At 61.2% G+C, this 14,223-nt stretch carries 11 protein-coding genes; 5 read left to right on the forward strand and 6 right to left on the reverse strand.

What is annotated here, in order from left to right:
• Positions 1-5: 5 nt before the first annotated feature.
• The 6 genes from FJ941_RS26805 to FJ941_RS26830 form a co-directional block, all read right to left on the reverse strand.
• Positions 6-1,325 (reverse strand): extracellular solute-binding protein, encoded by a 1,320-nt coding sequence (locus tag FJ941_RS26805; RefSeq protein ID WP_140510394.1) that lies wholly within the window; start codon positions 1,323-1,325, stop codon positions 6-8.
• A 101-nt stretch (positions 1,326-1,426) separates the two neighbouring features.
• A complete protein-coding gene (locus tag FJ941_RS26810; RefSeq protein ID WP_140510395.1) occupies positions 1,427-2,275 on the reverse strand; it encodes a carbohydrate ABC transporter permease in 849 nt (282 codons plus the stop codon).
• Entirely contained in the window at positions 2,272-3,207 is a 936-nt protein-coding gene (locus tag FJ941_RS26815; RefSeq protein WP_140510397.1) for a sugar ABC transporter permease, read from the reverse strand. Before FJ941_RS26815 ends, FJ941_RS26810 begins: the two co-directional genes overlap by 4 nt.
• Before the next feature lies 1 nt (position 3,208).
• On the reverse strand, positions 3,209-4,300 hold the full coding sequence (gene ugpC, locus FJ941_RS26820; protein ID WP_140510399.1) for a sn-glycerol-3-phosphate ABC transporter ATP-binding protein UgpC: 1,092 nt from the start codon (positions 4,298-4,300) through the stop codon (positions 3,209-3,211).
• 48 nt (positions 4,301-4,348) lie between these two features.
• Entirely contained in the window at positions 4,349-5,860 is a 1,512-nt protein-coding gene (locus tag FJ941_RS26825) for an alpha-N-arabinofuranosidase (protein WP_140510401.1), read from the reverse strand.
• Positions 5,861-6,043: 183 nt separating this feature from the next.
• A complete protein-coding gene (locus FJ941_RS26830) occupies positions 6,044-6,970 on the reverse strand; it encodes a helix-turn-helix domain-containing protein (RefSeq protein ID WP_140510402.1) in 927 nt (308 codons plus the stop codon).
• 470 nt (positions 6,971-7,440) lie between these two features.
• On the opposite strand from FJ941_RS26830, the gene FJ941_RS26835 reads away from it, so the two are divergent.
• From FJ941_RS26835 to FJ941_RS26855, 5 genes are all read left to right on the forward strand, one after another.
• On the forward strand, positions 7,441-8,463 hold the full coding sequence (locus tag FJ941_RS26835; RefSeq protein WP_140510404.1) for an ABC transporter substrate-binding protein: 1,023 nt from the start codon (positions 7,441-7,443) through the stop codon (positions 8,461-8,463).
• A gap of 76 nt (positions 8,464-8,539) precedes the next feature.
• The gene (locus FJ941_RS26840) at positions 8,540-11,014 is read left to right on the forward strand and encodes an ATP-binding cassette domain-containing protein (protein WP_140510406.1); all 2,475 of its coding nucleotides are present in this window, start codon (positions 8,540-8,542) and stop codon (positions 11,012-11,014) included.
• Positions 11,011-12,045, forward strand: coding sequence for an ABC transporter permease (locus tag FJ941_RS26845; RefSeq protein WP_140510407.1), 1,035 nt, complete (start codon positions 11,011-11,013; stop codon positions 12,043-12,045). Before FJ941_RS26840 ends, FJ941_RS26845 begins: the two co-directional genes overlap by 4 nt.
• 104 nt (positions 12,046-12,149) lie before the next feature.
• The gene (locus tag FJ941_RS26850) at positions 12,150-12,977 is read left to right on the forward strand and encodes a phosphogluconate dehydrogenase C-terminal domain-containing protein (RefSeq protein WP_140510409.1); all 828 of its coding nucleotides are present in this window, start codon (positions 12,150-12,152) and stop codon (positions 12,975-12,977) included.
• Positions 12,978-13,237: 260 nt separating this feature from the next.
• Positions 13,238-14,164: a D-ribose ABC transporter substrate-binding protein gene (locus FJ941_RS26855; RefSeq protein WP_140510411.1), complete on the forward strand. Its 927-nt coding sequence runs from the start codon at positions 13,238-13,240 to the stop codon at positions 14,162-14,164.
• Positions 14,165-14,223 lie beyond the last annotated feature (59 nt).

The raw sequence follows: 14,223 nt of genomic DNA on the forward strand, positions 1-14,223 counted from the left end.
CGTGGTCAGATGTTGGCGAGCAATTCGTTGACTCGGCTTTCCATGTCCGCAAGCGCGGCATCGACGTCTTTCTGGCCAGTGATTGCGGCGCTCATCTCTTCGCCGACAATGTCCTGGATCGCAAACTGACGCTGCACCGCTGACGGCAGCGGCCTGCCGAGATCGGAGATGGCGGCAATCGTGTTGCGATGCGGCAGCGCCTTGAAGGCGTCCGAGGTGATGATGGCCTTGTATGCCGGCAGGTGACCGGTGCGCGACCATTCGAAATCGTTGTCGGCGAAGAACTTCAGGAACTTGCCGATGGCCGCGGTCTGTTCCGGCGTGCGGTCCTTATGCGAGACTGCCCAGGTGTGGCCATCGGCATATTGCGCATGGGCGCCGCCAAACAGCTGCGGATACGGGTAGACCGCGTAGCCGCCCTTGTTGAGCGCCGTGCCCTTGGTTTCGGACTGGGCATTGTTGTCGCCGACAACCCACGTGCCGTTGAGCTGAACGCCACCCTCACCGGCAAGGAAGGCGTTGATAGCGCCGCCGTAGTCGAGGTCCTTGGTGGTGTAGCCCTTGTCGAAGATCGCCTTGTACATCTCGACGACCTTCTTGGCTTCCGGCGTATTCAGCTTCACATGCTTGGGATCGGCAAAAAAGTCGGAATCCTGCTGGAAGAGATAGGTGTAGAGATTGCGCGTGTAGAGTGCCGTCTCATTGGCCAGGTTTTGAACGAAGTAGGGCTTGCCGGTCTTCTGTTTGAACTGTTCGGCCTGGGCGAGCAGTTCCTCAGGCGATTTCGGAAGCATCGGAGTGCCGTCGGCATTGACAAGACCGGCCTGTTTAAAGAGGTCCATATTGATGTGATAGAGCATCGTCCAGCTGTCGATCGGCAAGCCATAGATCTTGCCGTCTTTGGTGGCGCCGTTGCGCGCTGCGTCCGTGAAGGCTTCAGGTGCGACGCCGACGGACTTCAAGAGGTCATCGAGTGGCATCAACAGGCCCTTGGACTGATAGTCCGACAGCGCGGATTCGTGGATCGTGACGATGTCTGGAGCATCGCCCGAAGCGAACTGCGCAGTCAGTTGGTCATAGCCCGGCCATTCCACGGTGGTGACATTGACGTGCACGTCGGGATTGTCGGCGTTGAACTTGTTGATCAGCGAGGTGATGATGCCGCATTCGCCGACGGCCTTGCCTACATCGGTGTTGGTGCCGAAATTGGCATCGCAGGCACCGAAGAAGCGCTGCACGGTCAGTTCCGTCGCTGCAAGGCTCGGGCTGGCGAGCATCATTACCCCCGCGGAGACCGCGGCAAACAGTATTTTCTGCATTTTCATATCAGTTCCTCCTACTGAGTTTCCGCCTCTCCACCCTGGATTGGCTTCATGCTTTCCATCGCCGCGGCGCACTCCCCGCCGCCTGCAGTCGGGCAATTTCGTTATCGGACTGCGGCGCCAGAGACGGCCGTGACGATGTATTTCTGGAAAAAGAGGTAGACGATGAGGATCGGCGCGCCGGCGAACACCGCCTGCGCCATCAGAAAGCCGATGCCTTCAGACTGGGCGAAATTGGTCTGTGTCGAAGCCATACCGACGGTCAGCGTGTACATGTCCTTCTTGGTTGCCGAGATCAGCGGCCACAAATAGTCGTTCCACGCGCCAAGGAAGGTGAAGATGCCGAGGGTTGCCTGTGCAGGCACCGTGAGTGGCAAAAGCACCTTCCAGAAAATCCTGAAGCGGCTGGCATTGTCCAGCATGGCGGCTTCGTCCAGCTCCTTCGGGATGGCCTTGAAATATTGGGTCATCAGGAAGACGCCGAACGAAGCCGACAGGCCGGGGAGAATGAGCCCGTGATAGGTGTTGTGGAACTTCAGTATGCTGAAGATCTGGTGGCGGGCGACAAGCACGGCCTGTTCCGGAACCGCCAGACCGAAGAGCACGATCACGAACAGGACGTTTCGGCCGGGAAAGTTCAGCCGTGCAAAACCGTAGCCGGCGAGCGATGACAAAACCAGCGTGCCGAGTGTCAATCCGCCCGAGACGACGATGCTGTTGCCCACCCAGAGGAATACGGACGAGGTGCCGATGGTGTTGAGGTAGTTCTTGAGGGTGTAGGGCGCGTGAAACACCGAATTCGGATCGGCCATCAGCTCGGCATTTTCCTTGAGCGACAGGCCGATGACCCACAGAACCGGGGCGATCATGACGATCGAAAGCAGGATGACGAGGGCCAACAACACGCGGTCGCCAAATGCCCGCCCCTTGATGGAAGTGGCTGGAGCACTCATGCCTGGTCTGCCTTGTTGCGTGCGACGAGGTACTGGGCCATGGCCGCGATCAGGATGAGGATGAAGAGGATTTCCGATGCCGCGGCACCCATGCCGAGATCCCAGCGGCGGAATGCGGTGTCATAGATGTAGAGCACGATTGGCTTGGTCAGGTTGTTGGGACCGCCGCGCGTCATCAGCCAGGCTTGGCCGAACAGCTGGAATTGCAGCACGATCTGGATGATGATCACCAGGACGAAAGTGCGTTTGATCGACGGCAGCGTGATTGAGCGCAAGGTCTGCCAGCGATTGGCATTGTCGAGGGCCGCCGCTTCGTAGATATCCTGCGGGATCTGCTGCAGGGCCGAGAGAAAGAGCATCATCGGCAGGCCGATGCACCACCAGACAGTGGCAATGGCGATACCGATCATGGCAAGGCTTGGATCGGAAATGAAGGCTGGGGCGGTGGCACCAAACCATCCGTAGATCGTCGACAGCAGGCCGACATTCGGAATGAACACGATGCGCCAGATCAGTGTGACGATGGTAACCGACAGCACCGAGGAGGAAAAGAACAGGGTCCGCAGCACAGCGGCAGTGCGCGTGCGGCGGTTGAGGCAAAGCGCGAGAAAAAGGCCGATCAGTGCCAGGGTCGGCACCGTCAGGAGCACGAAGTAGAAGGTATTCCAGACCGATTGCAGGAACACCTTGTCGTGAAACAGCCTGATATAGTTGCCGAAACCGACGAAGTTTCCGGATGAGAATGTGTCGGCCTTGTGGAAACTCAGCCACATTCCCCAGAACAGCGGGACCAGCAGAAGCGTCGTGAAGAAGAACAGGAACGGCGCGACGAAAATGAAGTTTCGCCATTGCGGCGCGTAGATATCGACGCTTGCAGCTCTGACGCCGGCGGCCGGAAGCGCGGTGCGCGGCGTCGCCCGTCGGTCGTCCATGTCAGACCTCCCTCGCGTGCCAGGCGCGACCGGTCTCGCCGAACAGATGCGATTTCCGCCCGTCGAAGGCGAGCCCGACCTTGTCGCCGACCGCGACGCGGCTGTTGCCAGCATCCGAGCCGACGATCTGCTGGCCGTCGCCGAGCCGGGCGTAGACCAAGGTGCGTTCGCCGAGCCGCTCAAGCACATCGACCACGCCATCGGCATTGCCCTGCCCGGCGGGAGCGATGCGCACGTCTTCCGAACGGATGCCGAAAGTGTATTTGCCATCGATCGTCTGGCCGGAGGCGATCTCGGTCTGAACCGCTATCCCGTCCGCAAACCTGACCGTGGCATTCCGGCTCGATCTGTCAAGCGTCGCCTCGACAAAATTCATCGCCGGTGCGCCGACGAAGCCTGCGACGAATTTGGTCGCCGGGCGGTCGTAGATTTCCATGGGAGAGCCGATCTGCTCGATCTTGCGATTGTTCATGACGACAATGCGGTCGGCGAGCGTCATCGCCTCAACCTGGTCGTGGGTGACGAAGATCATCGTCGATTGCAGGCGCTGGTGCAGTTGGGCAAGCTCGATGCGGGTACGGGTCCGCAATGCCGCATCGAGATTGGAGAGCGGCTCGTCGAACAGGAAGGCCTTCGGCTCCTTGACGATCGCACGGCCGATGGCGACGCGCTGCCGCTGACCGCCGGAGAGCTGGCCCGGCTTGCGCTCGAGCAGGTGCTCCATTTCGAGGATGCGGGCGCTCTCCTTTATGCGCGCGTCGATGAGGTCGCGCGGCATGCCGATATTCTCGAGCCCGAATGCCATGTTGTCGCGCACGCTCATGTGCGGATAAAGCGCATAGGACTGGAACACCATGGCAATGCCGCGCTTGCCCGGCGGCAGATGATCGATACGTTCGTTGTTGATGGCGATCTCGCCAGTATCGACAGTTTCGAGGCCTGCGATCATTCGCAGAAGCGTCGATTTTCCGCACCCGGACGGCCCGAGAAACACGATGAATTCGCGTGCCTTGATGGACAGCGACAGATCCTCCAGCACCGCCATGGCACCGAAATGCTTGCTCACATTCCTGATTTCGATATCGGCCGTCACGTCGACGCTCCTCCTCAGCGCATGCACTTTTCGATGGTCCGCCCGAGATCAGAGTTTCAGGCGGATCATCTGGTAGGAATAGGCCGGCAGCGATAGGCTCAGTCTGCCGCCAGCCACCGAGGCGCCCTCCCCCCTCTTGGGCCCGACATTGCCGGGGTTCCCGGCCGAATTGACGGCTTTCAAATCCGCGTGCGTTATCACTTGGTGATCAGCGAGGTCAGCCGCACCGAAACCGCTGATGTCGATCACGGTTTCGATCGCCTCGCTCGAATGGCGGTTGACGGCGAAGAAGGTGACATGGCCGGTTTTGGTGTCATGCACGCCGGCCACGTCGACGCAGGAAACCTCACCCGCGACGGTGGACTTGTAGGTCGGGCTGTCCAGCTTGAGATCCAGCGCATTGCCACGACCGTAGATCGAGGCAAAGAGATAGGGATAGAATATCGTCTGGCGCCATGCCGGGCCATCCGGAACGGTCATGATCGGCGCAATGACGTTCACCAGTTGCGCCAGGCAGGCGATCTTGACCACATCGGATCGACGGATGAAGGTGTTGAGGATCAGGCCAACCTGCAGCACGTCCTCGAAATTGTAGATGTCTTCGAGCAATGGTGGGGCGAAGGGCCAGCCGTCATTGCCGCCAAGGATCTTCTTGTCCTGCTCTTTGGAATGATACCAGACGTTCCATTCGTCGAACGAGATGTAGACCTGCTTGCTGGAGCGCTTCTTGGCCTTGATATAGTCGATCACGCCGGCGACTGAGACGATGTAGCCGTCGAGCTTCTCGTTCATCGCGAGATAATTCGGCGCGTCATTGGCTTCATTGTCGAAATACATGTGCAGCGAGATATAGTCGACCTCGTTATAGGTATGGTCGAGAACGGTCGCCTCCCATTCAGGATAGGTTGGCATCTTGGCATTCGAAGAGCCGCATACGACCAGTTCGAGCGACTTGGAAAAAGCGCGCATGGCCTTGGCGGTCTCATGGGCCAGGCGGCCATACTCGTCGGCGGTCTTGTGGCCGATCTGCCAGGGGCCGTCCATTTCGTTGCCGAGGCACCACAGCTTGACGTCGAAGGGCTCCTTGCGGCCGTTGGCGATACGCTTGTCGCTCCACTCACTTCCGCCTGGATGATTGGTATATTCCAGAAAGTTGCGGGCTTCATCGAGGCCACGCGAGCCGAGATTGACGGCAAGCATCATCTCGGTGTTGGCGGACGCGCACCAGTTGGCAAATTCATGCAGGCCGACTTCGTTGCTTTCCGACGTGTGCCAGGCGAGGTCGAGGCGCACCGGGCGTTCTTCCTTGGGGCCGACACCGTCCTCCCAATTGTAAGCGGACACGAAATTGCCACCGGGATAGCGGACGATCGGAACGTTGAGTTCCCTGACGAGATCGATGACGTCTTGACGCATGCCGTTGGCATCTGCCGTCGGATGGCCGGGCTCATAGATGCCGGTGTAGACCGCCCGCCCCAGATGCTCGATAAAGGATCCGTAGAGCCTCGGATCGATTTCCGAGACGACATAGTGCGGATGCGCCGTTATGGCTGCCCTCATGCATTCCTCCCTAAATATCACAAATGATGATTTAAATCATCTTACTCGATATCAAAGGGAAGCAGGATCCATTCGTCAAGCGAAAAACCACCAAAAGTCTGACAATTAACCGACAGTCTCGGTCGTAAATGGAACCAATATATTGAAATCGCTGCGTTATTTTTGAGACCCGATTTGGTGATATCAATTGGTTTTGATCCTGAGCAGGATGTCCTGATCGTAATTTCCAAATCCCTTGCCGAAAATATTGATGCCGCCGGGACGCTTGGCATCGTCCTTGACGCCAATACGGACCCGGATTGAATGATGGCCCTTGAGGTCGAGGGCGGCGAGGCTGGTTTCTGAAATCCTGACACCGTCGACATAGGTGCCGTCGGTGGAAATTCGCCAGTTCTTCAGCTTGCCATATTGCGAGCCCTTGAGCTTCCACCAGGAGGGCGTGAAGACGCCGCGCTTGTCGCCGAAATCGCCGGGTGACGTCCACGTTCCGACATCGACGCCATTGATCGTCAGCGTGATGTCGGAGGGCCAATCGGCGCTGGTGCCAGGCACTTCCGAGGACAACTCCGTCACCAGTTCGAGTTCGGTAATCTCGGCATTGGCGAGCTTGGCATTGTTGGGGAACTGGTATTCGACAAAGCCGCGGGTGAACCACAACAGACCAGCCTTCATGCGGTCCGGATCGAGGAAGGTGTTGGGCACATCGAGGAGACCGATGATCCCGTCCGGCGAGCAGAGACCGCAGGGCGCGGTGACCTCGAATCCAGTGTAGAGCCCAATCGGCATCGACACTTCGATCGCGTCGTTCTTGAGCGAACGATATTCGCTCTTGAAGACCACGAGCACTTCCTCAGCGGTCGGATAGCAGATCTTTTGACTGCCCTTCTTAGCCTTCTGGTTCTCGGTGCGGATCAGGCCAGCATCCTCGAGCACCTGTATATTGGTCGAGACCGTCGACTGCGGCAGCGACAGCAGGGCGGCGATGTCATTGACATTCATCGGCCCTTTCTCATGCAGCAGTTTCAGCATCGAGATGCGCGCCGAAGAGGCCAGCCCCTTGAGGACGGCCATGCCTTCCTCAGGTTCGATCACCAAAAAATTGCGACTCATCGATTGGCCAGTCTATACGAATTCCATATCCGAAATTGCGCCTGTATATCTTGGAATCTGATTTAAGCAATGCGCTGACCGCCTCCAAATCACTTTTATTGATCGCAACCGTGCGGCGGGTTCCTTCCTTGGGGACTTTCGTACGCCTGCCGGCGCCCGAAATTCTTCACGCCCGAAACTCTTCACGAAAGCGGAATGACAGCGCAACAGCATCGGGATGGCGATAGCGGCATGGACGCTGGAAGTCTCGACCTGGCCCTCGGACTCGGGGGTCCCTTACCGGACGACATGCCAATTCAACGCATTGGCGGGCCTACGCTCAGCAGCGGTCCGACAAGAGCAGCAAAAAGCTTGCCTACTTGGTATGCTGGTATAATATGTAGATGGTATGGTGTCTTTCGGAAAGAGCCACCGTACGGAATGAACAGACGAGCCGATCAGGTCGGCCGGTGTTTTTGGGAGGAGGTATCATGAAGTTTTCAATTGTGGCGGCGCTTGCCGGCGCCGCGCTGGCCAGTGTTTCGGTTTTGCCGGTGATGGCGTCGCCGGACGCACCGGTGATCGCACTCGCCAACGCCTATTACGGCAACACCTGGCGGCATCAGATGGTGGAGGCTTTCGAGGCCTCGGCCAAGGAAGCCAAGGCGGCCGGTCGGATCGCCGACTACGTCGTCATGAACGGTGACGGCTCGGTGGCGCAACAGAACAGCCAGATCGCCGAACTGATCCTCAAGAAGGTCGACGTGCTCGCCGTCGACGCCGCCTCGGAAACCGCAGTCAACGGCATCATCGAAAAGGCCTGCAAGGCCGGCATCATCGTGGTTTCCTTCGATTCGGTTGCTTCGGCGCCCTGCAACTACCAGCTCAACTTCGACTTCAAGGGCTACAAGGCGGCCCAGGCCGAAGCCGTCTTCAAGATGATCGGCGGCAAGGGCAACGTCATCCAAGTGCGCGGCGTGAAGGGCTCGGCGCCCGACAACGACATGTTCAACGCGCAGCAGTCGGTGCTGGCGAAATATCCCGACATCAAGGTTGTCGCCACCGTCTATGGTCAGGCGACCGCCTCGGTCGCGCAGGCGGCGATCGCCAACGTCCTGCCCTCGCTGCCACATGTCGACGCCGTGCTCGGCCAAGGCGGCAGCGACGATGTCGGCATTGCCCAGGCCTTCGTCCAATATGGCGGTGATTATGCCGGCAAGATGCCGATCATCGAAGGCGGCGGCGGCACCGACTTCGTCAAATGGTGGGCCGAGGAGAATGCCAAGAACAGCTACCAGACGGTCTCGATGAACACCACGCCGGGCATTGGCGGCGCCGCATTCTGGCTCGGCCTTTCGCTGCTCAAGGGCGACAAGGCACCGAAGCTGATGATCATGCCGGTGGCGACCGTCGATGCCAGCAATCTCAAGGAGTATGCGAAGCTGCCGGGGGGCCAGATCATCAGCCCCAGCTATTCGCTCGACTGGGTCAAGCAGAACCTGCTCAGCAAGTAAGGCTTGTCATTGCCAAGGACCGGGCGCCGCCCAGACGGCCGCGCCCGGTCCTTGCCCGTAAAGAAACGGAGGACGAATGTCCCATCTTGCCGTAGCCGATCCGGAAGGCGCAGCCGCTACGATACCCGACATCAGGCCAAACGTCGTCTCGCTGTCGCGGGTCACCAAGAGTTTCGGGCCGACGCTGGCGAATGCGCAGATCGACCTCGCCGTCTCGGCCGGTGAAATCATCGGCCTGGTCGGCGGCAACGGCGCCGGCAAGTCGACACTGATGCGCATCCTGTGCGGGGCGACGTCGCCGACCCTCGGCTCGATTTCGTTCGCCGGACAGGGCGTGAGCTTCGGCGCCTATGACACGGCGGAGGCGCAAAGGCGCGGCATCCGCATGGTTCACCAGGAACTGTCGCTGTGCGCCAACCTTTCCGTCGCCGAGAACTTCTTCCTGGAGACACCCGGCGACGCGGCCAACCGGCCGGGCTGGCGCGCACTCTACAGGGACCGCGCCCGCGCAGCGCTGGACGCCGTCTTTCACGCCAACGGCATCGATGTGAACGCCGAAGTCGGCCATCTCTCCATCGCCGAGCGGCAGATGGTCGAGATCGCGCGCGCCGCCGCCACGCCCGGCGTCAAGCTGATCGTGCTCGACGAGCCGACCTCCTCGCTCGACCTCGACCGCTCCAGACAGTTGCGGGCCTTTATCCGTGAGCGTGCCAAATCCGGCTTCGCCTTCATCTTCATCAGCCACAAGCTGCAGGAAATCATCGACATCGCCACGCAGGTGATGGTGCTGCGCAACGGACGCACCGCCTGGCGCGGCGATGTCGCCGACACCTCGATCGGCCAACTGGTGCAGCTCATGGGCGGCGACGCCAATTCAATCCACCAGCACAGCGCCGTCGCCGCCAGCAGCGGCGAGGCGCTGGTTAAATTGTCCGGTTCCCTGACCGCCGGACTCGGCCGCGATATCGAGATCGGCCGCGGCGAGATCATCGGACTGGCGGGGCTCGAGGGCAGCGGCCAGAAGGAGTTGCTGCACGCTATCTTCGAGCCGGATTCTACCGGAGGAACCGCGATCACCAGGAGCGGCGATGCCGGTTTCATTGCCGGCGACCGCCAGAAGGAAGGCGTGTTCCCACTGTGGAGCGTGCTTGGAAACATCAGCATCGGCAGCCTTGCCCGCCGTCCGGCACTGGGCCTTGTTTCGGAACGCGCCTGCCGCGAGGCGGCCGGCGTTGCAGCCGGCCGGTTGCGGCTCGACGACAAACGCTTCGGCTCCAACATCCTCGAACTCAGCGGCGGCAACCAGCAGAAGGCGCTGGTTGCCCGCGCGCTCGTCGCCGACACGCCGATCCTGTTGCTCGACGATCCGACGCGCGGCGTCGACATTGCCACGAAACAAGACTTCTACAGGCTCTGCAACGAGATCGCGCACAGTGGTCGCACGCTGGTCTGGCACACGACCGAAGACGCCGAGCTTTTGGCCTGCGACCGCGTGCTGGTGTTTTCAGGCGGGCGCATCGTCAAGGAATTGAGCGGCGAAGCGATCACGGAATCGGCCGTCGTCGGCTCGTCCTTTGCCCAGCAGGCGGACACCTGTGCCGGCCCGGGGCACAGCGCCGCCGGCGCCGGCCTTGCCCGCCGGCTGGTCAACGCGGCCCCCTTCATCGGCCTCGCCGCCGTGCTGGCGGTGATGATCTCGGCCAACCCGGCGGTGGCCTCGATCTTCGGGCTCGACCTGCTGTTGATGCCGGCGCTGTCCCTGGTGCTGGTGACGGCGGCGCAGATGTTCATCGTCGGCGGCAGCGAGATCGATCTCGGCGTCGGCGCCTTTGCTGGTCTGGTCAGTGTGCTCTCCGCCACGCTGCTCTACGATCAGCCATGGCTCGGTGCGCTGGCGCTGGCGGCGGCGGTCACCGCCTATGCTGGGCTTGGCGGGCTGATCCAGGCGCGCAAGATCCCGGCCATCGTCGTCACGCTCGGCGCCTCCTTCATCTGGATGGGACTGGGCTACGCGCTGCAGCCGACGCCGGGCGGCACCAGCCCCGAATGGTTGTCGGCGATGTTCAGCTGGTCGCTGGGTTTCCTGCCCACCTCCATCATCCTTATCGCCGCCGTCGCGCTGGTGGTGCTGGTGATCGACCGGCTGCCGCTCGGCGTGGTGCTGCGCGGCTTCGGCAACAATCCAACCGCCATGATCCGCTCCGGCTGGTCGCCGACGCGCTATGCCCTGGTGCGTTACCTCGTCGCCGGATTGTTCGCCGCTGCCGCCGGCATGTCGCTGACGGCGATCAACACGGCAAGCGACATCAATTCCGGCAATTCGTTCACGCTGCTCAGCGTCGCCGCCGTAGTGATGGGCGGCTGCTCGCTGCTGGGCGGTGTCATCTCGCCGGTCGGCACCGTCGCCGGTGCGGTCACACTGGCCTTGATCGGCGCCCTGCTCGGCACGCTAAACGTGAGCAGCGACTTCAACGCGGCAACGCAAGGGCTGATCCTCATCGCCCTTTTGACGCTGCGCAGCCTGATCGCAGACCGCAGGAGCGAACAATGAACGGCCTCGTCGCCTTCAGCCTCTGGGCACAGAAGAACCGCTGGGTCTGGTCGGCGATCGGCGTGCTTTTGCTTTGGCTGGTGCTCTCCGTAGTCACCAACCGCTTCAGCCTCTCCAGCCTGTCGGGCATCATGCTGTCGGCCTCGTTCCTGACCGTCGTCGGCATCGGCCAGATGTTCGTCGTCACCACCGGGCGCGGTAATATCGACCTTTCGGTGGCCTCGGTGATCACGCTCAGCGCCTTCGTGGCGCTGGTCACGATCAAGGGCCAGGACGCCAACCTTGCCATCGGCGTCGGTGCCGCGATCCTGCTCGGCCTTGCGATCGGCGGGTTGAATTCGCTGCTCGTCGTCGGGCTGAACATACCGGCCATCATTGCCACGCTGGCGACAGGTTATGTACTGGCAACCGCGACACTGCTATCGAACCGCGCCATAGCGGGCTTCGCCGTGAGCCCGCTCTTGAAGACGCTGGCGACGGGCCGCATTGCCGGCGTGCCGATCATGGCCGCCATCGCCATCGTTGGCGTGGCCGCGACCTCCTTCGTACTGCGCTACACGGTTTTCGGACAATTGCTGTCGGCAGTCGGCCAGAACCGCACCGCCGCGCGGCTGGCCGCGATCCGCAACAACCGGGTCATCGCTTCGGCTTTCATCATCTCGTCGGTGCTGGCTTCGCTCAATGGGCTGCTGCTCGGCGCCTATATAGGTGGCGCCTTCCTCGAAATGGGCCAGCCCTATCTTTTGCAGTCGATCGCCGCGGTGGTGCTGGGCGGCACGCTGATCTTTGGCGGCTCGGCGAGCGCCGTCGGCACGCTGTTCGCCAGTATCCTGCTGATCCTCATCGTCACCACCATGCAGATCGTCGGCCTGCCGCCAGGTGCGCAGGACATCGTGCAAGGCATCGTCGTCATCTTCGTTCTGGCGCTGGCCGGCCGGCAAGTGCTGTCGCGCCGAGCCGCCGTCGACCGCACCGACGACGACGGCACACTGGGATCCGAGCCAAATGCGGCGGCTGTCCGCCGGGAATGACAAGCGGATGATGATTTCTCTTGCCAATCTGGTAGAGTGATCATACCAGTAGATAAGATGACGATCGGTAACGCCATCGTCCACGACCAGGGAGCAAGGGCTAGATGACGACGATTGCGCTGTTCGGTGCCGGCGGCAAAATGGGCTACCGCCTTTCGACCAATTTCCGCGGCTCGCCCTATACGATCCGCCATGTCGAGGTCAGCGAGGCCGGGCGTGAGCGGCTGAAGACCGGACTGGGCTTCGACACGGTCAGCGCCGACGAGGCGCTGGAAGGCGCCGACGTGGTGATCCTGGCCGTGCCGGACACCCATATCGGCAAGGTCGCGACTAGCATCGAGAGCAAGCTTGCGCCGGGCACGATGGTCATCGTACTCGACGCAGCCGCGCCGTTCGCCGGCCATTTGCCCGATCGTCCCGACCTGACCTACTTCGTCACCCATCCCTGCCATCCGCCGATCTTCAACGACGAGACCGACATGGCGGCGAAGAAGGACTATTTCGGCGGTGTGAAGGCCAAGCAGCACATGGTCAGCGCCCTGATGCAGGGGCCGGAAGCCGACTATGCCAAGGGCGAGGCCATCGCCAAGATCATCTGGGCGCCGGTGATGCGCTCGCACCGCGTTTCCGTCAAACAGATGGCGCTGCTCGAGCCAGGTCTTTCGGAAACCGTTTGCGCTTCGCTGCTGGTCGTCATGAAGGAGGCGGTCGACGAGGTCGTGGCGCGTGGCGTCGACCGGCAAGCGGCGCTCGATTTCCTGCTTGGCCACATGAACGTGCTCGGCGCCGTCATCTTCGGCGAAACCAAGGGCGTGTTCTCTGACGCCTGCAACAAGGCGATCGAATTCGGCAAGCCGGTGCTGATGCGCGACGACTGGAAGCGGGTCTTCGAGCCGGAAGAGATCGCAGCCAGCATTCAGCGGATCACCTGAGTCGACTTGGGTACAGATTACCTGAATTTGTGGTTGACTCATCATACCAGTTAACTAAGCTAATCTCCGCTCGGATCAACCACGCTTCGCCGGGAGTTCGAAGCTGAGACGAGTGGAGGATGGCGGGGAACAGGAACTTGCTTGGGAGGCCGACTGACGGCTTGGGCCAGGCGTTCCGCAACCTTCACAGGCTGATGGATTCTAACGCAGACACTGGCCTCGATCGGTCGAGACACAGGCTTTTCAAACGGGAGGACTTCATGAAACTGACTCGCAGAATAACGCTTGCGGCGTTCGCCGGCGTGCTGGCACTCGGCACGGCGATGCCTGCTTACGCGGCGGACCTCATCGCCATCATCACGCCATCGCATGACAATCCGTTCTTCAAGGCGGAAGCGGTCGGCGCCGAGGCCAAGGCCAAGGAACTCGGCTACGAGGCGCTGGTGCTGGTGCATGACGACGATGCCAACAAGCAGTCCGAACTGATCGACACCGCGATCGGCCGCGGCGCCAAGGCGATCATCCTCGACAATGCCGGCGCCGACGCCACCGTCGCCGCCGTGCAGAAGGCCAAGGACGCGGGCATTCCCTCGTTCCTGATCGACCGCGAGATCAACGCCACCGGCGTCGCCGTGGCGCAGATCGTCTCCAACAACTACCAGGGCGCCCAGCTCGGCGCGCAGGAGTTCGTCAAGCTGATGGGTGAAAAGGGCAACTTCGTCGAGCTGGTCGGCAAGGAATCCGACACCAATGCCGGTATCCGCTCCAAGGGCTATCATGACGTCATTGATGACTATCCGGACCTGAAGATGGTCGCGCAGCAGTCGGCCAACTGGAGCCAGACCGAGGCCTATTCCAAGATGGAATCGATCCTGCAGGAGGGCGTCATCTCCGGCAACGACACGATGGCGATGGGCGCCTATGCCGCGCTCGCCGCCGCGAACCGCAAGGATGTCATCGTCGTCGGCTTCGACGGCTCGAACGACGTGCGCGATTCCATCACCTCCGGCGGCATCAAGGCGACAGTGCTGCAGCCTGCCTTTGCCCAGGCGCAGATGGCGGTCGAACAGGCCAACGACTTCATCAAGAACAAGAAGTCACCCGAGAAGGAAAAGCAGCTGATGGACTGCGTGCTCGTCAATGGCGAAAATGCCGCCAAGCTGGAAACCTTCGCGCTGAAGAACTGAGCCGGCTCAACGCAACGGCGGGGGGCGGACCTGTGTTCGCCCCTCGTCCAGTTTTGTTC

Origin of the sequence: Mesorhizobium sp. B2-3-13 (assembly GCF_006442195.1) — a bacterium.
Classification (GTDB): Bacteria; Pseudomonadota; Alphaproteobacteria; order Rhizobiales; family Rhizobiaceae; genus Mesorhizobium; species Mesorhizobium salmacidum.

Coding starts and splice junctions, on each gene's coding strand:
- FJ941_RS26805 (WP_140510394.1), bottom strand. CDS start 1,325: ATGAAAATGCAGAAAATACTGTTTGCCGCGGTCTCCGCGGGGGTAATG.
- FJ941_RS26810 (WP_140510395.1), bottom strand. CDS start 2,275: ATGAGTGCTCCAGCCACTTCCATCAAGGGGCGGGCATTTGGCGACCGC.
- FJ941_RS26815 (WP_140510397.1), bottom strand. CDS start 3,207: ATGGACGACCGACGGGCGACGCCGCGCACCGCGCTTCCGGCCGCCGGC.
- FJ941_RS26825 (WP_140510401.1), bottom strand. CDS start 5,860: ATGAGGGCAGCCATAACGGCGCATCCGCACTATGTCGTCTCGGAAATC.
- FJ941_RS26830 (WP_140510402.1), bottom strand. CDS start 6,970: ATGAGTCGCAATTTTTTGGTGATCGAACCTGAGGAAGGCATGGCCGTC.
- FJ941_RS26835 (WP_140510404.1), top strand. CDS start 7,441: ATGAAGTTTTCAATTGTGGCGGCGCTTGCCGGCGCCGCGCTGGCCAGT.
- FJ941_RS26840 (WP_140510406.1), top strand. CDS start 8,540: ATGTCCCATCTTGCCGTAGCCGATCCGGAAGGCGCAGCCGCTACGATA.
- FJ941_RS26845 (WP_140510407.1), top strand. CDS start 11,011: ATGAACGGCCTCGTCGCCTTCAGCCTCTGGGCACAGAAGAACCGCTGG.
- FJ941_RS26850 (WP_140510409.1), top strand. CDS start 12,150: ATGACGACGATTGCGCTGTTCGGTGCCGGCGGCAAAATGGGCTACCGC.
- FJ941_RS26855 (WP_140510411.1), top strand. CDS start 13,238: ATGAAACTGACTCGCAGAATAACGCTTGCGGCGTTCGCCGGCGTGCTG.